This is a genomic window from Nocardia sp. MH4, from assembly GCF_019266065.1.
In the GTDB taxonomy this organism is placed as follows: Bacteria; Actinomycetota; Actinomycetes; order Mycobacteriales; family Mycobacteriaceae; genus Nocardia; species Nocardia canadensis.
In genome coordinates this window covers 72,546-91,101 of the sequence record NZ_LPNR01000128.1, presented here as the reverse complement: position 1 = coordinate 91,101, position 18,556 = coordinate 72,546, and the positions used below count along the sequence as shown (strand labels likewise).

At 64.3% G+C, this 18,556-nt stretch carries 20 protein-coding genes and 2 pseudogenes; 15 read left to right on the top strand and 7 right to left on the bottom strand.

Annotated elements, in window-relative coordinates:
* Positions 1-46: 46 nt before the first annotated feature.
* From ATM97_RS30865 to ATM97_RS30840, 6 genes are all read right to left on the bottom strand, one after another.
* Positions 47-580, bottom strand: coding sequence for an NUDIX domain-containing protein (locus tag ATM97_RS30865; RefSeq protein ID WP_218721754.1), 534 nt, complete (start codon positions 578-580; stop codon positions 47-49).
* 238 nt (positions 581-818) lie between these two features.
* Positions 819-1,106: a hypothetical protein gene (locus tag ATM97_RS30860; RefSeq protein ID WP_062990313.1), complete on the bottom strand. Its 288-nt coding sequence runs from the start codon at positions 1,104-1,106 to the stop codon at positions 819-821.
* A gap of 79 nt (positions 1,107-1,185) precedes the next feature.
* Positions 1,186-1,656 carry an SAM-dependent methyltransferase gene (locus ATM97_RS30855; RefSeq protein ID WP_062990315.1) on the bottom strand — a complete coding sequence of 157 codons (471 nt, stop codon included), beginning with the start codon at positions 1,654-1,656 and terminating at the stop codon, positions 1,186-1,188.
* Positions 1,657-1,666: 10 nt separating this feature from the next.
* Complete coding sequence (locus ATM97_RS30850) at positions 1,667-2,941, bottom strand: helix-turn-helix domain-containing protein (protein WP_062990317.1); 1,275 nt, start codon at positions 2,939-2,941, stop codon at positions 1,667-1,669.
* A gap of 178 nt (positions 2,942-3,119) precedes the next feature.
* A complete protein-coding gene (locus tag ATM97_RS30845) occupies positions 3,120-3,827 on the bottom strand; it encodes a creatininase family protein (RefSeq protein ID WP_062990319.1) in 708 nt (235 codons plus the stop codon).
* Positions 3,818-5,113: a helix-turn-helix domain-containing protein gene (locus ATM97_RS30840; RefSeq protein ID WP_062990321.1), complete on the bottom strand. Its 1,296-nt coding sequence runs from the start codon at positions 5,111-5,113 to the stop codon at positions 3,818-3,820. The genes ATM97_RS30845 and ATM97_RS30840 overlap by 10 nt, the downstream gene beginning before the upstream one ends.
* Before the next feature lie 321 nt (positions 5,114-5,434).
* On the opposite strand from ATM97_RS30840, the pseudogene ATM97_RS34685 reads away from it, so the two are divergent.
* From ATM97_RS34685 to ATM97_RS30765, 15 genes and pseudogenes are all read left to right on the top strand, one after another.
* Positions 5,435-5,626, top strand: a pseudogene (locus ATM97_RS34685) (cold shock domain-containing protein); the annotation flags it as partial.
* A 1,053-nt stretch (positions 5,627-6,679) separates the two neighbouring features.
* Positions 6,680-7,060, top strand: coding sequence for a hypothetical protein (locus ATM97_RS30830; RefSeq protein ID WP_062990323.1), 381 nt, complete (start codon positions 6,680-6,682; stop codon positions 7,058-7,060).
* A gap of 223 nt (positions 7,061-7,283) precedes the next feature.
* Positions 7,284-7,736, top strand: a complete 453-nt coding sequence (locus tag ATM97_RS30825; RefSeq protein ID WP_062990328.1) for a hypothetical protein — start codon at positions 7,284-7,286, stop codon at positions 7,734-7,736.
* Between the two features lie 85 nt (positions 7,737-7,821).
* Positions 7,822-8,421, top strand: coding sequence for a DUF5753 domain-containing protein (locus tag ATM97_RS30820; protein ID WP_062990330.1), 600 nt, complete (start codon positions 7,822-7,824; stop codon positions 8,419-8,421).
* A 136-nt stretch (positions 8,422-8,557) separates the two neighbouring features.
* A complete protein-coding gene (locus ATM97_RS30815; protein ID WP_143876018.1) occupies positions 8,558-9,028 on the top strand; it encodes a DUF4254 domain-containing protein in 471 nt (156 codons plus the stop codon).
* Positions 9,025-10,767: a cutinase family protein gene (locus tag ATM97_RS30810; protein WP_218721752.1), complete on the top strand. Its 1,743-nt coding sequence runs from the start codon at positions 9,025-9,027 to the stop codon at positions 10,765-10,767. Before ATM97_RS30815 ends, ATM97_RS30810 begins: the two co-directional genes overlap by 4 nt.
* 121 nt (positions 10,768-10,888) lie before the next feature.
* Positions 10,889-11,383, top strand: a complete 495-nt coding sequence (locus ATM97_RS30805) for a hypothetical protein (protein ID WP_218721750.1) — start codon at positions 10,889-10,891, stop codon at positions 11,381-11,383.
* Positions 11,384-11,532: 149 nt separating this feature from the next.
* Positions 11,533-12,081 (top strand): hypothetical protein, encoded by a 549-nt coding sequence (locus ATM97_RS30800; protein ID WP_218721748.1) that lies wholly within the window; start codon positions 11,533-11,535, stop codon positions 12,079-12,081.
* Between the two features lie 62 nt (positions 12,082-12,143).
* Positions 12,144-12,449 (top strand): hypothetical protein, encoded by a 306-nt coding sequence (locus tag ATM97_RS30795; RefSeq protein WP_062990341.1) that lies wholly within the window; start codon positions 12,144-12,146, stop codon positions 12,447-12,449.
* Positions 12,450-12,550: 101 nt separating this feature from the next.
* Positions 12,551-13,741, top strand: coding sequence for a hypothetical protein (locus ATM97_RS30790; protein WP_218721746.1), 1,191 nt, complete (start codon positions 12,551-12,553; stop codon positions 13,739-13,741).
* Positions 13,738-14,535 carry a hypothetical protein gene (locus tag ATM97_RS30785; protein ID WP_062990345.1) on the top strand — a complete coding sequence of 266 codons (798 nt, stop codon included), beginning with the start codon at positions 13,738-13,740 and terminating at the stop codon, positions 14,533-14,535. Before ATM97_RS30790 ends, ATM97_RS30785 begins: the two co-directional genes overlap by 4 nt.
* A gap of 84 nt (positions 14,536-14,619) precedes the next feature.
* Positions 14,620-15,495: an SAM-dependent methyltransferase gene (locus ATM97_RS30780; protein ID WP_062990347.1), complete on the top strand. Its 876-nt coding sequence runs from the start codon at positions 14,620-14,622 to the stop codon at positions 15,493-15,495.
* Positions 15,496-15,657: 162 nt separating this feature from the next.
* A pseudogene (locus ATM97_RS30775) lies at positions 15,658-16,094 on the top strand (ribonucleotide-diphosphate reductase subunit beta); the annotation flags it as partial.
* 118 nt (positions 16,095-16,212) lie between these two features.
* On the top strand, positions 16,213-16,599 hold the full coding sequence (locus ATM97_RS30770; RefSeq protein ID WP_143876016.1) for a hypothetical protein: 387 nt from the start codon (positions 16,213-16,215) through the stop codon (positions 16,597-16,599).
* Between the two features lie 46 nt (positions 16,600-16,645).
* Entirely contained in the window at positions 16,646-17,110 is a 465-nt protein-coding gene (locus ATM97_RS30765; protein WP_143876015.1) for a hypothetical protein, read from the top strand.
* A gap of 80 nt (positions 17,111-17,190) precedes the next feature.
* Here ATM97_RS30765 and ATM97_RS30760 read toward each other — a convergent pair whose 3' ends face one another.
* The gene (locus ATM97_RS30760) at positions 17,191-18,222 is read right to left on the bottom strand and encodes a hypothetical protein (protein WP_062990351.1); all 1,032 of its coding nucleotides are present in this window, start codon (positions 18,220-18,222) and stop codon (positions 17,191-17,193) included.
* Positions 18,223-18,556 lie beyond the last annotated feature (334 nt).

The following is an 18,556-nucleotide window of genomic DNA, read 5'->3' as shown; positions in this document are numbered from 1 at the left end:
GTCGATTTGCCCGAGGCCGAGTTTCCACGGATCACTACCAGTGGTTTCATCGGACGGTCGTGGGTTGCAGGACGGTGTCGAGCTTGCGGATGAACCGGCCGAGGTGTGGGTCCGTATCGGGTAGGCCGTGGGGGTCGAGATCCCACCACTGACCACCGTCGAACTCGCCCGGGTCGAGATCTGGGCGGCTGGTCCGATCGCCACGGGCGACGAACCACAGCGAAACGTCCACGTGTCCGGTGGTGGGGCCGATGGTCGAAGTCACGGTCAGAAGCAGTGGCCGTTGGCCGACGACATCGAAGCTCGCGTCGATGCCCAGTTCCTCACGGGCTTCTCGGCGCGCTGCGGCGAACGGATGCTCGAAGGGATCTAGATGCCCGCCCATCGGGAGGTGAAGGCCGGACTTGCGGTGCTGACCGAGGTAAAGGCCACGCTCGGTGGGGTCGACCAAGACCACATAGGCCACCAGGTGCGGCGATGGCGTCGCAGGCGAAATGCGACGGTAAACATCGGTCGTTGCGGCGAGCCAGTCCAGGGTCTGTTCGATGTGTTGCTGTTCGAGATCGTCGAACGGGGCCATCGCGGCGATCAGCTCGGCGACGGCAGCGGTAGAGGGGTCCATGGCGCGCGAGGATAGCCGCGGCCTCCGACACCAATCCGGGGTCCGTCAGCACCTGACGCGACCTACTCGGTTCGAGCCAGTTTCCCTCGTTCTGAGTGTTGAGGTGACCGAGCAACAGTGCATCCTCTGTCGACCAACAGCCCTCCGGCAAGGTCCAGCCACGTCGCCAGGTGCGAGGTCCTGCGAGTTCGGAGCCCTACAGTCGTGGATCGTGCACAAGCCGGAAGTCGTGCAATGGTTCGCCCCGGCCGCCAGCGGCGGTGAACTCCCGGCCGATGGCTTCGCCGGCCGGGATGGTGCAGTCGCGGCCGATCACCGCGGCTGACAGGATCAACGGGGCCTGGTGCGTGTGCCATGGCGTCACGCAGTGAGCGTCATCGCCCACGGTCAGCATCACCCAGAACGGCACCCGACCATCAGGGAGAACGCAATAGTCGTCCCCGGTGCTTGCACCATTGAAGTCGATGCCGTCCTGATCGCCCATGCGGCTGCGCCTTTCCGGCATTTGTCTTCGAGCAGAGGCTCCTCAGCGTTGCTGGCCGCGCCGGGAGCAGATCGCACGGTTAGAAGTAGTTCTTGAGCATCTCGGTCGACCAGGGCGCCTGCTCGACGTCGCCGCGAGGCCCGAACTCGGCGAACCACGGCTTGATATCGAACACGGGAGTGCCGTCGACGGCGTCTAGTTCAGCGACGTGGAGGTCGAGACCGTCGATGCGAAGCAGTCGGGCGCGGGAGACTCCGAGCCAGTTGACGCGACGCATGTTGCGGTGCCCGAAGATCCCGACCTCGGGCCACTCAGGGTTGTCGCGCGCGCTGCGGGCACCTAAGTGGAGATCGGATTGATCGGTCAGATGGAACCGGAACACGACCTCAACATGGGAAAATTGGTCGAGCCCCTTGACGGAATCTTCACTGAACCGAGGGTCATCGATCCTGATGATCGTCTCTGTGTCACCCCACTGATCGTCCGTGGGTTCACGGCGCCCACCGACCACGTGCGCGATCGGTACCACTTCGAACTTCTCATCAGTCATTGCTGCGTTCCTATTTCCCTTGTGCTTGCAGGTATTCAGAGGCTCGGTTATCGATTTCGGCCAGCCCCTCCACCGCCGAACCACGATGCGGCGCGACGGCCGCCCGGATACCGTGTGCCACGGCGCGTGTGCGACCAGATTGAACCTGACCCATCGACACCAGCGCGGACTTCCATGTTGCGCAAGCTACTTCGAGGTCGCCCTGTCTCGCTTGCACCGCCCCTAGGTAGCCGAGGGTGACCGCATGAGTTCGTGCAAATGCCTGTGCTTTCCGTTTGCGCACACTGCGGTCGAACTGTTCAGCAGCGCCGTGCAGGTCACCGGAGTCACGGAGAACACACGCAGTTTCGTGGGCCAGGCTGGCCTCGGTGAAGAAGAACACCCGCGAGGGTTCAGCGATTGAGCTCGATGCCGAGGCGAGGTCCTGTTCGGCGACAATCACAGCCTTCGCAGCCTCCGAACGTCGGCCGGCAACGCTGAGGGCTTTCGCGTGGACAATCTTGAGCAATGCTCGCTCGCGGGGGGTAGCAGTGCTGTACCGGGAGCCAGCGACGGAAGCCGCGGCCAATTCGAGCCCCTCTGCGGCGTGTCCGAGGTCGATCGCCTGGTGCGCCATCGCACGCAAGATGTGGCCGGTCAACGGCGCATCCTCCGCCTCGGCGGCGAGTTTGGTCGCCGTCGCGAAATAGCGCTGAGCCGCGGAATGCTCGTCGTTGTCGAAGGCCATCCAACCTGCCAAGTACGCCATCTCGGCCGCTGCCGAGAACATATCTCGGCGCACGACTTCGTCGGTGTAGGTGCCGTTGAGGTAGTCGACGACCTCACTGCTGAGGTACTGGACAACAGCGCGTCGCCCGTGGCCACCCCCCATGCGCTGTTCGATCTGGGAGAACAGCGTCATGACGTTGCGGACGTCGGTGACATCGGAAGATCCGACGTGCCGGATCGCGCTCTGCGCTCTTGATACTGGTGCGGAGGTGTCCAGCCATCCAGGCCGCAATACCGAGGCGCCCAGCGCTGTCGAGTACCCGCCACGCAGGAACGCGCGTCTTTCCACGTCAGCCTTTCCAAGGTCGGCGAGGGTAGCGACTGGATCTTGAAGGCCACCGAATCGCTTCTCGTAACACGCTATGACATCCGGCGGCGGTGTGCGCTCACCGGTCTCGTAGTAGGCCAGCGCGGACTTCCCCCGGTGAATTTCGGCCGCCAACGCAGCCAACGAAACGCCTGCGGCCTCGCGGGCGGCTCGGAGCTGCGCACCGACGATAGCGGCGTGACTGTCCATGCTGTCGAATCATGCCATTCTGTGGACACGTTGTGGATAACGCTCCGTGCAGTGAACCTGCGTCCTAGCGACACACTGGTGCTCTCGACCGCTAGGAATCAGTTGTACAGCACAGTTTTTCAAGATGTCCGCAGCTCAGTTTTCGGCGAGAACCCGGCAGCTTCACAAGATCAAGTAGCTATCGTTTGGTTGCTTCAAGGTAGCTCGCAAACGAATCGGTGAGGCTCGCGAGCGCGGCTTCGCCTTTGGCGGCGGTGGCGGCCGAGGGGAGACCAATGATGCCTGTGGGGGTGTATTCGGCCATTCCAGTCAGGAGGAAGTGCCGTCGTTCTGTTGCGAGGTGATCGGCGTCGCGATAGGAGTCACGCACCAGTTCCGGGCGGGCATACAACAGGATTGATGTTTCGAGCTCGCCGCCGTGCATGTCGTCGTGCATGTCGCTCACCATCGCCGCTTGCGTTCGAGCAGCTTCCCAGTCCACGCGACCGGGGTAGAGCGCGACGTTACGGCCGCTGACGTTGGCTTCGGCGGCGATGTTGGACAGGACATAGTTTCCGCCGTGGCCGTTGACGATGACCAGGGTGGTGATTGCGCTTCTCTTTAGGGAAGTTCTGATGTCGTCGATCATCACCGTCAGGGTGGATGCGCTGATGCTGACAGTGCCGGGGAAGGTCTCGTGTTCGTGGCTGCAGGAAAAGGTGATCGGCGGCAGCAGCACGAGTTGATATGTGGTGGCGATTCGTTCGGCGATCAGGCAGGCGATGGCTGTGTCGGTGATCAACGGGAGGTGATCGCCGTGTTGTTCGAAGCTGCCGACGGGCAGGACCGCGACCGTACTGTCGAGACGTGCGACGTCGGTCGAGGTGGCAGTCGTGATCAGCTCCACTCGAACTCCTCATCGTGGGTTACTGAGGCGACCTGGGCTGTCGCCATGTGTGCGCGCAGCATAGCGGCGAAGTCGAGGATGTGGCTGCGGTGTCCTCGGGCCGCGAGCGCGACGCCTACTTGCTTCAACTGCTGGATCGTCCGGTGTGAGCCGGTGTCGGAGTGGATTGTCAGCGCATGCCTGGCGACGTCGAGGGCTTGGTCGGGTTGGCTGACGCCAGCGTAGGCGGTCGCGAGCCGGGCAAAGCCCATCCCGAGGTCGCGGTGGTTGCCGGGTGTCCAATCCGCGAGGCCTGATTCGAGGGTCGCCAGGGCCTTCTCGGGGCGGCCGAGTTGGACCCAGCAGTGTGCGGCTTCCATCGCGATATAGCCCGATGAACAGTATTGCGCCAAGTCGTTGGGATCCGTGTTGTCGTCGGAAGCGAGCGTCGCGGCCTCCGCCAGTGCATCGACACATGTTCGGCGGTCTCTTCGGTCGCCGGTGATCGCGGTTCGTTGTGCGTAGGCGTGACCTTTTTGCCGCAACAGGACCGAGCGTTGCCGCACGGTCAGTCCGACTGTTCTGGTGAGTGCTTCGTCGACCAGATCGACTGCCAAGGTGGTGTTGTCGGAGTCGGCTGCGATGTTGGATTTGCGCATCAGGACGTAAGCCCGCAGTTGGACGTCGCCGCTCTGCTCCGCACGATTCTGGGCTTCGTTCGACCATCTCATCGCGGTGTTGAGGTTTCCGGCGTCTTGGTGCAGCCAGCCCAGGAATTCGGCGAACCGGGCGGAAGTGTAGAGCAGCTTCTCGTGACGCCGCCCCCGACTGGTTCGCATCGCGGAATCTATTGTTGCGAACTGGCTTTCGACGACATCGAGCAGATCGTGCGGACCTGCGAGCATGTCGAGATTCGCGTAGTGGGTCAGCGTCGCGAGGTGCGTTTCGGCGAGCGGGTCCTCCGTCGCTGCGTTCGATGCTGGGACCGTTTGGCCGCTAGGGAGCCGCACCGGCGCGATGCCCTGTGCCGGAGGCGTTTTCGACTGGAGGTCGAACCAGAGAAGCTCTTCTGGGATTCCGAGGATGTGGGCGATCGTCGCCAAGACCGTGTCATCGAGTTGGGCACGGTGGTTTTCGAGCCGGCACAGTCGCGGCTGCGAGATGCCCAGCCAGCGCGCCAACTCCGATTGCGGCAGCGGGCGGTGCCCGTGCGCGGGGTGATGCCGGTACGCCGCGAGGATCGACCCGATATCCCTGCTGCGCAGAGCATCTCGCAACTCACCGGTCCACCACTGCGCGGCGGGCAACCGTGAGGCGTATGACGCGTGCGCGCAGTCGACGCACAGCGAACGCGCGTCGGTGCCGACGGCGGGCCGTCGGCACCGAACGCAGCCTCGGAACCCAGGCGATGACGCCATCTGTCCACCCTAATCCTCGACCGATCTCGCAGTGAATCAAACCTATTCACCCGAGCACTACAGCCGGAGCCGACCAACGCCCACGATGACTACCAGCGCTAAAGCCTGACGGCAGGTCAATTCGCCGCCAGCAACCCGGAATTTGCGTAGCTCCTCACATCGGAAGACCGGCGACGGGGAGACCGAACAGGATCAAGGAGGCCGTATCAGATGTCCACCAACGGAATTGTGAAGTGGTTCAGCGCCGAAAAGGGGTTCGGGTTCATTTCCCGCGCAGACGGCCCTGATGTCTTCGTCCACTACTCCGGCATCATCGGCCAAGGCTACCGAAGCCTCGCCGACGGTGCGCCCGTGCAGTTCGAGATCACCAAAGGCAGCCGTGGTCCCCAGGCAGCCGACGTGCGGCTGATCGACACCGGCCCCTCCGATCAGCAACCGGATCCAGCAACGGGCACTGAATTCCCGACGGCCACCACAACACCAGCCGCGGATGTGGATGCGCTGTGGACACCAAATCTCTAGTCGGCACCACCTGCCGCTGGTTGTCTGAACGAAACCAAACACGCGCATACCAGTTGGGGGTCGAGGCGGTGTGGAACAGAAGAAGCCATGAGCTACAAGCCATCCTGCGATGGGCGGCCCGCCATCGTCCGGACGAGCTGGAAGCCTGCGTCACCGAACTCAAATCCGAACCCACAGGTCGGCTTCGGTGGCGAGCGAGGACCCGCCGATCCGCAGCAGTAGACAAGGCTTTGACAGCCATCACCACCGGACCGGCCACCCGACATCGACTCCTGGCCATCATTGCGCGCTCGACAGTGAGAACCGGCTACGTCCGTGGAGGCAACGAATGAACGCGTTTCCGGCGCGGACACCATCCACAGCTCCCATGGACCACCCCCCGTGCACAACGACTTCCGGCGACACTGTGTTGGATTTCGTGGGCGTCACCGCGGCATCGCGTTGCACCTACTACCGAGAGGTCTGCCAGCTTCCAGCCGTCCTCGACCCCCTTACCGACCAGATCGTCGTCATCGCGGGTCGTGTACAGGCGGTCATGGTCCCTGCCCCTCTCGGTCGACGAATGCGCGCGGAGTTGGACAGACGAGCTGAAGAATGTGGACCGATCGTGTCCCATCCCCAGTCAGGGTCGTGGACCTTCCTCACCAGATCCGAATTCCGACTCGATATCCCCGCCGCCGAGGCCGCCTCGTTGTGGGACCACAACGTGGTGGTCATGGCTTCCGGCGTGCAGATCGGACTTCCGACGCCGACCGCGAGAAACGACGACCCTGTCCGTCTTTGGGAGCTGCCACCACATAGCCCGCAGCGCCCGGGGACCACAACGGTTCTGCGTGCGGTGCGTGCCTGTGTAGAACGGGGCGAATCACGATGACTCGCGGACGAGTTCTAGCGACCGACAAGGTTATTCGTCAGGCGACCGTTTACCGGCAGGTGTGTGGATTCGATGCGTTCGCCCGGGAATCCACCGGCCAGATCGTCGTGCGGACCGGCACCATCGGCGCGATCGTGTTGCCGTCTGCGCTGTGTCAGCGAGTCGTTGCGGAGATGGCGTGGCCGGGACCAGTCATCCTCGACACCAGCTCCCGCCGTCCTGTGGCGACAATGATGACCAGGCCGCCACCGTCATACCTGCGTAGCTCGAGTACCTATGCGGCACTATCGGCCGTCGAGGCCGTGCTGATGCCCGACGGTGACGAGGTGCTACTGCCCTCACCACGTGATCCCGCGCGACGCTGGCTGCCGTTCGAACCACTGGATCCGTATCGGCCTACCGCCGAGGTCGTCGTCACCGCGATCTTGGCGTGCCGGTAGGGCACCGGAGGTTCGCTATGCCGCTGCCGCGATCACCTCGCCCCGACGAACCCGACACCCACCTACGGGTGATCAGCGCCGGGCTGGTGGTCGACTTCCGCGGCTGCCGCACCGCGGTGCGGAACTTTCTGCGTGACTGGCTTTCCCATCCCCATCCATCCATCACCGCTACCGAGATTCGGGACGGATTTCTCCCGATAAACCGAATGCCCTGCGAGGAACTGTGGCTACACCCCTGACCCAAACCCCTGCCGATCGCTGCATCGCCTACCGGAGCCTTGGTTGGCGCGTCGAGCTCGACGGATACGACCAGATCATCCTGCCCGCCAAGACTGTTCACGGGATCCAAGTGTGTTCGGGATTGGCGGACCTGGTCCTGGACACGCTGCGCCACAGCAGGGTGATCACGCCGGTCGTGGACAACGTCGCCACCCGGACCCGCACCTTCTTGACCACCGCGCCCAAGGTCGGCGATACCCGGGCGATCAGCTTGTTTCCGCCTACCTCGACGGTGCAGGCCATCCGTACCGCCCCCGGTTCCCCGATCCCACTGCCCACCCCGGGAGACGAGACCCGTGTCTGGCTCGATGAACCCCGCCCGGACAGTCTCGCCGATTTCGAGTTGCTGATCAGCTTCACCCTCGACGCCGCGCGCGCCGCGCTGCACGCCGCGTGACCGACCACCACGCCAACTGAACCAACATCCCCGATTCGCCGGGCGCCGACCGGCGTCCCCACCACCACACAGATACGGAACTGACATGACCTATGCGAGTTGGTACGCCCGGACCGAGTCCGGCCTGGCTGCGCTGCAGCGCAGCCTGATCGACATCGAGAGTGGTGTCACCCGCCAGCGCGCATGGAACCCGGAATTGGTCATCGGACTGGCCCAGACCGAGGACTACGCACGGGCGGTCCTGACCGCCTGCATCGGAGTCCTGGGCGTTCCGAACGATCTCGACGAGGTCGTCGCGGCCCGGATGCAACGCCAACTGATCCTCGACCGCGAACCCCACACGTTCGAGTTCCTCATCGGCGAGTGGGCCTTGCATCGCACGGTCGGTAGCGCCGCGGTGATGCGCGCTCAGATCAAGGCGTTGATCGATGACCTGGACTCCCGCCCGAACCTTCGCATCGGGATCGTCGCGCTCAGCGCCGAATTCGTAGCCGCCACCTTGGCTTTCGTTATCCACGACAGCTCTGCGGTCGAGATCGAAACCGTCACCGGTGAAGTCATCGCCACCCGCCCCGACGACATCGCACTCGCTGAGCGCACCTTCGCCCTGCTCCAGAACCAAGCCGTCTACGGCGACGACGCGCGGGTCCTGCTCACCCGAGCACTAGCTACCCACACCGACTAGCCGTCACCGTCGTCCACCGCCGAGCCAACCGGCTCGACGGCGGCGTGGTCGCGAGTTGTTCTGCCCCCGATCTGATTCACCACCACACCGACGCCGCAAGGTCGCGAGTGTGCGCTGTTCGCAAGGAGCTTCGTCGATGACCAGCGCAAACGAGCCGTCACCGTCGCTTCCATCAGGGCGGGTCGTGCTGCAAGCGATGTTCGGACGGGCCAGCAGCCACCAGCTGACCCATCCTCTCCTCGCCGCCGCGGCCGAGCTGGTCCGTCTGGCCACCCGCGCCGCCGACGACGAAGTCAGCAGGGCGCGGATCGGGCAGATGCGGCGCATCGACACCTACGTCGATCAGGTCCTGCCGATCCCGGTCGAGTCAGCGGTGCTGCACACCGAAACGGTCTCGATGGTGCTGGTCAGGATGGCCGACCACGCCGCGTCGCCGGGCCGCCCCGTCGACCTCGACCGGTTGTCTGCGGTGTGGGGCCCGCTCGATGAGCTGGTGCGCGGGCTCGACGCGCTCACCGACGATCTGCTCGCCGGACGTCGGCGGGTCCCGTTGAGCATCTGGTGGAGCACCCGCTCCGACTTGATTCCCTTGCAGGAGAAGCGATGACACTCACCCGAAGGACCGCGGCGATCGTCGCTTGCGTCGCGGTCTTCGTCTCGGGCGCACCTGAGGTGTGCGTGGCCTCGGCGTCACCGACGACGACACCGGCCCCTTCGACGTCGCTGTCGCTCACGAAATGTCCAGCGCTGTATGTGTTCGCTGTTCAGGGCACCGGTGAGTCCTCACCGGATGCCGCGCCGAGCACTGACACCGGGATGTTGTCGCTGGTGATGCGGCCGATGATGGCCGCCGCTTCCGATCCGGGTCTGGTCGATCGCGCCTATGTGCCTTATCCGGCGGGCTTCGGTGGCGCGGTCGGTGCCTCGCTCGTTCCGTACGCCGAATCGGTCGCTACCGGCGTGGTGCGCACGGAATCGATGATGGCGCAGCTTCATTCGGTGTGTCCGCGAACCAGGGTGGGGTTGGTGAGCTATTCGCAGGGCTCGCATGTCGCCTCGATCGTGGCCCAGCAGATCGGTGCGGGCCACGGGGTCGTCGATCCCAGTGTGATCGCGGCGGTGATCTTGATGGCCGACCCGACCCGAAGCCCCGGCACGGGATTGTTCCCTGGCACCGAAGCCTCCGCACCGGCCCCGGCGCCAGGAACCAGTGGAAAACATCTGGCAGCACTGCCCGCAGCGCCGGTCCGATCAGGGGTTGCGGGTGGTGGGATCGGCCCGCAGCGTGACATCGCCGAAGATTTCGGCGCACTGACCGGCCGAGTGGCCAGTGTCTGCGTCTCCGGTGATCTGGCCTGCGACACCCCCGAGGGGTCGGCGATCTTGCGTGCCGCCGCGGGGGTGGCTTCGCAGTCGCTGATTTCGACCGGGGACCCGATCGGCTCGCTGATCTCGATCGGGCAAGCCCTCGCCTACACCTCGCTCAACGCAGCAGCCACCGTCCTCGACGACATCGCTGTTGTTGACTCATATGGCACGCTGAGCATTTCACCGCAGAAGTCGATGTCGCAGCGCCTCGCGGATGCCTCGGACCCGCGGGCCGGGTTGGATGTCAACGCCGCCCTCGCCGCCGTGACACGTGTCGGAACTATCGGGTTCGACGCGGTCAACGCTGTTGTCGCGTCGGTGCTCAACCCCGCCGCCCTCACCCAGCTGGCGGCTGTCGCACTGTCCAATCCGGCCGCCGCTGTCGTCATGCTGGGCGAGAAGTTCACCAGTGCGGTCGCCGACCTGGTGGCGCCGACGACCGGAGATCGACTGATCTCGACGGCATTCGATGTCGTGCGGCGCGAGGTTGCCGACAACCGCGACCTGCTCGACCTCACCACGTGGGTGCGGATCTGGGAAACCGGAATGCGGCACGACGCCTACTCCCATGCCGTCGGTGACGGGCCCTCCCCTGCCGCGTGGGCGGGAGCGTGGCTTGCCGCCGTCGCCCACGACGCCGCCGCCGCACCCTTGTTACCGGCGCGCACTGGTGAAGTTTCACCTCCGTCGCCGACCGCTACCCTCACGCGCTCGGTGCTCGTCTCGACCTCGTCCGCGCCGTTCAGCGTGGACCTTCCAGCTCCCACCACCTCACGAGGACCGAGCCCCTTGCCGGTCGAGGTGGTGGGAGCCCCCCAACACATCGCGGCACCACCCACCGAGCTGCCACAACTACCGGCCACCGTTCCGGTGACCGTGGTCGGCCCAAGCCAGCCCGGCGTCAGCGCCGACGCGACCCACCCCCCGACTAGCTCGACCGTTGCCCGCCAGCCCGGCATCACCGACCCCACTCGCTAACTCCCCCAACCCCTCCGCTGTCTGGCAGCGCACTGCCCGTAACCAGCAGTCCTCACCGATCGATCGGAGACCGATGAACAGAAGAATCGCACCGTTGCCCGACACCAACCGGTTGCTCACGGTGTGGAACGGCGCGCAAAAGTCGACGACCTCGCTCGAGCACGCCACGCACGTCTTCGTCACGATGTGGACGATCTACCTCACAGACGTGGACCCGGCGACCATCAGTGAATGGCAGCACTACGAGATCCCCAAAGCCGCGACCGATCTCAGTCGCACCATCGCCCGGGTGATCGATGACGAGATCAGCTGGCATATCGGGAACCGACACGACACAGCGGTCCTGATCGACGACGACTCCCCCGAGCTCGTCACCGCCGGGGAACTGGTCGGTCGCATCGCTATGTTCACCGTGCTCTTCGACAAATGGCCGCCGCACCTGGGCCAGTGCCCGCTCGGTCCGGCGTTCCTCGAATCCGGCCGACAGTTCGACAAGCTGATGCGGGGCCTGGCCAAAGGTCGTCGCCAGCCTCGTCGCCGTTGCGACGGTTTGCCGCCGGTCCCCCGACCGCAGCGCATCGAGCTGGGCGCCGTGCCCCGAAGCAGCCAACCATGACGACTACTCGCCCGATGTTGCACTACAGCAACATCAGCGCCCCCACCGCAGCGATGGTCCGACACGGCCCCGACACCGTTGTCGGGCTCGCGTTCAACCCCACCTGCCTCGCCCTGGTCTACCTCACCGTGCATCCCCGCGTCCGCACCGTGACCAGGGGTTCGCGCTCGGTCGGGGTGGAAGTCGGATGCGACATCGTCATCCACCACGGACTCCACCAGCAAGCACGCCGACTTCTCTCTGCCCGCATCGATCAATGCTGGCGCCACGCCCGCGCGCTGGCAGCGCACAATCCGGTGCCGGATCTGCGCTGCTATTACGGATCGCAAGTGCTCTCCGATCTGGCCGGGCTCTGGAAGTTCCGGACGGGGTTCGAATCGGAAATCATGACGATGATCGATCTCGCCTACGACATCCCCGAGGCCGGCGCAGAGCTGTTGAACGCGGTGATCGCACACGGGTTCGCACCCGGCACCCCACCCGAACAGCTGGCCGAACGCACGGTCCTCGTCGAAGCGTTCGCCGCCGCCGCCCAGGGTGCACGCCACCTGAAACTCCTCGATTCGACCGACCTCGACATCGTGGCCCTGCTCGACCAGATCGAACCGCCCGCACGGTCTTCGACAGCCCTCATCTCTCATCAGGCTCCGCCGCTTCATCAGGCTCGGCCGCGCCGTGTCGAGCTGACCGCACGCTGACCTTCACACACCGTCACCCGTCCTACCTACCTACACCCGTACCACTGCCAGGGGGCCACCACATGACACTGGACTTCGATCCCGCCACCGCACACCAATTCGCCACCACCGGCACATACATCGCCGCCGAGGTATCCCACGCCACGAACACCACCACCGCAGCGGTCGACGCGGTGCCCGGGTTGGGGCTGATCGGCGAAGACTTTCGGGCTTTGCTGATCACCGCGATGACCAACCACGCCAACCATCTCGGCGGCTGCGCGCACACGGTGACCGATCAAGCCGACCACGTCGCGACCTACCGCGCCCAGATCAGCGGGCTCGATCAGCGCATCGGCGACGGCCTCGACAACATCGGGCAGTTGTGATGGCCGGGCGTGTGAAAACCTCGACCAGCAGCCAGGTGGCGCCAGATCCCGATGCGATCATCGCCTACCTGTCGGCACCGATCCGCGAGCTGCGCACCAGCGTGGACGGCACCGGCGACCCAGCCGAGGCACTGGGCCTGCTCAACAACGCGATCAGCCAACTCGACTCGACCGAGGCGCCCTACCGCCTGCAGGCAACCGATCTCGAATCGAGCTGGAGCTCCACAGCTGCTAACTCCGCGATCCCCGCGATCCGCGCCTCCCGCACCAGCCTGGTCGAGGGCAGCGACCAAACTGGAGAGTTCGCCACGCTGATCGACGCCGCAGTCGGCACCAACACCACCGCCGCCGCGGCGATCGATGCCGAACTCGACGACTTCGAAACCCGAGCCCGCCGGATTCTGAAAGCTTCACCGAACGAGCAAGGCGTCACCACCGTCATCGAGCTGGCCCGACAGATGTACAGCAACTCCCTCTCCGCAGTCGACAACGCGCAAGCCGACTACGACACCTACACCAGCAAGCTGCGCGAAACCGACTACACGACACCGAAATCCAGCCTCGGAACCGGCGGCGGCCCTTCCACCGGCGACCCATCCCTGACCAGCGACGACGACACCGACACAGGCATCGACGACACCGGCAGTAGCTCGACATCGACCGATCCGGTCATCGCGATGCAGCAAACCCTCGCCACCGCCGGCATCGACGCCGCGACCACCCTCGGCACCCAATTGATCACCTCCGGGGCCGAAGTGCTGACCACCCTGATCACCGAAGCCGCCGGGGTCGCGACCCACGCCATCGACGTCCTCGGCGACGAAGCCGGTGAAACGATCACCGCCGCACTCACCGGCAATACCGGTGACAGCACAGGCACCGCGCCCACGGCGAACGGAACCGGGACCGGTTCGAACGTGCCCAGTAACGGCGGCACCGGTAGCGGGGCACCGCTGTTCAACTTCGGTGGTTCCGACAAACCTGCCACTGGCGCGAACGGTGCCAGTACCGGTACAGGATCGAATACCGGTGCCGCGCCGATCACGCCGAAACCAGACGCGCCCACCAGTGACGGCGACCAGAAACCCCAGCCCTCCCCCGCGCCTGGCCCCGCTGTGTCGCCTGGCCAGAATTCGAGCACCGGCGCTGTGGTGCCGCCTGCTGCGGGTCAAGCCGCCGGGACTGACGGCGAGCACAAACCGCGTGCACAAGCCGGCACGACCTCACCATCAGCAATCGCCGGTGACGTTGTCGCGGTGGTGGTTCCCGTCATCGGAGCTGTGGGGACATGACCGACAACCCACTCGATCTGCGCCGACCCGACCCTCCGACCGGACCTGACGATCTCAGTAGCGACGCCGACCACGGGTTCGACGAGGACGACGACTACGACGACTACGACCGCTCCAGCGACTGGTCGGCCTGGATGGACCCCACCGACGCCGACCCCGACGAACCGAAGGCGCCGCCCGGGTTTCGGCAGGTCGGACGTAACTACGCACCCGCACGCCCCGACCAGCCCGGCACCGGACGAGTCATCGCCACCCTCGGCGCGGTCTTCGCGGTCGTGATCATCGTTGTGTTGGTCGTGCTCGAGTCGCTGCCCGACACCGACGAACAATCCAACACAGCTGCGAGCACGCCTTTGCCCGCACCGTTGACCGGGATGGTCCACGCGGTCCCGACAACGACCACCGCGCCACACGCGATCGCCGACTGCCCCCACAAACGCAGCACCGCTCTGTCTTCGGGCGCCGACCCCGGCGACACCACCAGCGCGGTCAGCGTGATCTTCGCCTTCCAATACGCCTACTACGTCCAACGATCCGCCACTAAAGCACGCGAATACGTCACCGCCGACGCGAAAGTCCCATCCACGCAGCACATTCAGGGCGGCATAGATTCCGTGCCCGTCGGAACCCGCTACTGCGCCACCGTCGTGCCGACCGCACCGGGCCGGTGGCAGGTCCAGATCCGTGAGCAATGGCCGAACAAAACCCCAGAGCTGTTGGCGGCCTTGATCATCACCACCGCGACCGAGCCCGACGGCACAGCCACGATCACCGCGATCAGCGCGGCACCATGACCCGCCCAACAACCACCACCCCACACCTCCGACACCAACAGACACCGAGATGAACGAGCACCGAACGCGGCAGGAGCCCCCACCGTGACCACCCGTCCACCAAACCTGATCGACCCCGACCAGCCGACCCCCGCACGCCTGCACAGCGCGTTCCTCGGCGGGAAGGACCACTACGACCCTGACAAGGTGCTAGCCGACGCCTTGGCGAGCAGCACGATCCGGCCCGCGGTCGCCGAATCCCGTCGATTCACCCGACGCGCGGTCGAGTACCTGTCCGACCATCACGAGGTGTCTCAGTTCGTCGAACTCGGGTGCGGCATTCCCCACTTCCCGAATATCCACGACATCGCCGAACGAGCGAACAGCAGCGCAAAGACGTTGTATGTCGACTCCGACACCGTCGTGGCCGCGCATGGGCGTGCGCTGCTGCACGAACCACCTACCCGGTTCTTCACCGATACCGACATCACCGACGCTGACACGATCGTGGGCGATGTCGCCGCCGTGATGGACATGACGGCACCGTTGGCGGTGTGCGTGTCGGGCACCGCAGAATGGATTAGTGACGCCCCTGCCGTGCTCGCGGCGTTGACCGCCCGGTTCCCGGTCGGGACATGGCTCGTGTTCACCCACGTCACCGACGAGTTCTACCCCCAGCACGTCCAGGCCGCCGCCGAAACCCTGCGCCGCGCGGGCATCCCGTACCACCCACGCGGACGAGACGAGATCACGGCCATGCTCGCCGAGTACCAACTCCTCGCGCCCGGTCTGATCGCCCCGCACCGGTGGGTACCAGCCCTCAGCCGCGACGACGACAACCGGAATGGGAACGAGGACGGCGAGGGCGACGACCGCGACAGAGTACGGAGGCTGTCGCCCGCCGCACCACGCCATCGCGGGGCGTGGGACCTGAGCGCCTACGCTGCCATCGGCCAGCTCCACCTGAGGGGTCCTCGGTGACCGGCGGCTTGTGCAACCGGGGACGGACCTTCTGCCGGTGTGATGGATAGCATCGGCATGGTTCAGCGGAGCACACCCATCGTGAGTTCATCGGAAGGACAGTCCTCTTGGACGACTACCTCGTTCCCCACTCTGAATAGCCACGACTGGGGACGATCACCAAACACCGCCGACATGATCCGCCTCATCGTCCGCGACGAAGCAGTCCACGGCTACTACTTCGGATACAAGTTCCAGCTCGGCGTCGGCCAGCTCGGCGTCGGCCAGCTCGGCGTCGGCCAGCTCGACGACGAGCAAGCCGATGCGCAAGAACTGGTGTACGAGCTCTACGAGAACGAAGTCGAGTACGCGCGCGACCTCTACGGCCCGATCGGGTCACCAGCGATGTCGAGAAGTTCCTGCGGTACAACGCGAACAAGGCCCTGATGAACCTCGGCTACGAACGCCTGTTCCCACGCGACGACCGCGAGGTCAACCCCGCGATCCTGTCCGCCCTCTGGCCCAACGCCGACGAGAACCACGACTTCTTCTCTGGGTCCGGGTCGAGCTACGACATCAGGAAGGGTGTCGAGGCGGAGGATGACGACTGGGAATTTTGACCGTCACCGATCTACCGGTTCCCGGTGAGCTTGTAGCCCAGGCTATTCGGTGACGCCCTGCGGATCTTTCCTTCGCGAAGGGAGGCCGAGCGTGTCGGCCTGGCGAAGGGCGCCAACGATGGCCGATGTCGCTCAAGTGGGTTATGCGCGTCGGAAAAATCGTCAAGAATGGCCGTATGTCGAACCCGACGACTCCGCCCCCCTCTTCGTCGACACCTCCGCCTTCGTCGACACCTCCACCCGCAGCGTCGTCGCCAACACCCTCGCCGGCCACGCCACCAACCCCGTGGTGGAAGAACAGTGTTGTTCTCGGGGTAGCGGGACTGGTCGGGGCCGTTGCTGCCGTACTCGCGCTCTTTCGCGACACAGTCGACTTCAAGATCGGATCTGCGACAAATTCGCCAACCACGTCGATCGCATCCACCGCGAATCCGGCACCTGGTATTGGCGTTGGCAACAACAACTATGGATGGGGGCCGATGCGGGAGATGTACACCAAAAATGAACCCTCCCCTACCGCAGTCTTCAATAGCCTTGCTGACAATAAGCAGATGGGCGACGAACGAAATTATGTGCACTGCCGTGTGGCGGATAGCAAGAACATGTACGCGGATGAGGTCGCGATCAGTGGCGATGTTGAAATTTCAGTTATGGTATTGATTGACAATTCCAGTTCGCTCCCTGACCAGGCCATAAGGGGTGCTCGGATGGACTTGCTGGTCGAATCCAAGCCAGTCTTCAATCCCGTATTGAATGTCACACTCTCCGCAGACAATGCCATCACAGTATGGAATGGATGCAAAATCCTTTCGACAAAACCTACCACCCTTTCGTATGTTCCGGGAAGCGCGCATCTCGCTGTTTATGAGCATCCGCTAATAAAAGTAGAAGACCGGGTAGTGCGCGGAGATAAACTACTGCCGGGCGTGCGGGGGAATGCCGACGGAGTAATCGGAGGCAACAGCCAGACCTACGGGTGGATTGAATTTCGCGTGGCGGCATTTGGGAGGGGCTAGCGGGTCCTTCTCGGGGGTCGTCGGCGCGGGTTACGTCATCGAGAAGGCTGTCGAGACCGCGGGGGCGCGGAATCTAGGCTTCAGTCCCAGGAATTTCGCTCATTGAGAGCGAGGGCCAGGCTGGTTGCGACCATCACCGCGAGAACTGCGTTCTCTGGCGTGTAGTGCTCGGGATGCGCACGGTGGACGCTGACGTGACGGGACAGCGGCGCCGGGCGTGGCTTACCGCTCTTTGGGCTCCACTCAGTCAGCAGGTTCACCACCGGCGCAACCCCCAACGTGTACCGCAGCGTGTTCGTTGCGAAGGCCTCGGCCAGATTCTTGACGACGCACTGATTCTTGGCCTTTCCGTGCGATTCGTTGATGTGTTCAGTGATCAATGTGTCGCAGATATTGACGGCGAGCGCTTGCGCCGACTCGAGGTGTCCCTGCTCGAGGGTTTCGATGGCCCGTTCGAGCAGCACCTTCTGGGCGGCTACCTTGGGATGCACTCGACGATCGAGGGCTTCACGGCAATCGTCCACGATGTCCGCGGTGCGGGCGACCAGTATTTCGACGCGGCCGACGCGATCATCCGCCTCAGCCAGATCAGCAACTATCTCTGCTCGAGGGATGTACGCGATCGGGATTCCATCGTCCTCGACGATCTCGCGGGCAAGCTCGAAATCTAGTGCGTCGTCCTCGGGCCAGTTGCTCGGATACCGCTTGGCCAGGCTGCGTAGGAGATCGCTGACGGCCGGCGTGACGATGGACTCGGGCAACCCGATGCTTGGAAAGTAATCCACAAACAGGCGTGAGGTGTTCATGACCGGGGCAAGGTCCATACGCAGCTTCGACAAGGTCGATGTGTAGGTGTCGAAGTCAGCGGTGCGCAGGTGGTTCAGCTCAAAAAACTGCCGACCGAGGTCAATAGTGGGGAGCACGCTGGTGTACGTGCTCATCGCGGTAGTCATCGGAGGAAGGCGCAACTGGTCGAATAGTGGTGGTGGCGTGAACATCCGCATACGCTCGTCGTGCGCCTTGAGAATAGCCGCGAGCGAACCGTTCTGCTGCACCGTGCGCCAAGCCGCGGCGGCTATCGTGCGGAACGCGCGGTCTTGGGCCTTGGACATGGATGGACAGTACATGATCGTCTATCCCATACCTCATCTGATTTTCAGGCGGCATGACCATGGTTGGTTGCCGTCACCGTGACAAAGCACTCTAAATTCCGCGAAGAGCTTGAGTGCGAGTGCGAGAATCGGCGCCGTGGCGACCGTGACAGCCAAGTCGTGGTCACAAGCGTGTTCAAGATCGTCCCCCACGACTCCAATGCTTGGCGCCCCGGCTCGACCCGCTCCTTGCCTGGATTCAACCGCATCCCGGATCACATCCAATACAACAACGCAATCGTTCCGAGGTCAACCCCTTCACATCGAGCCTTGTGAACACAGATTCATCGTTCGA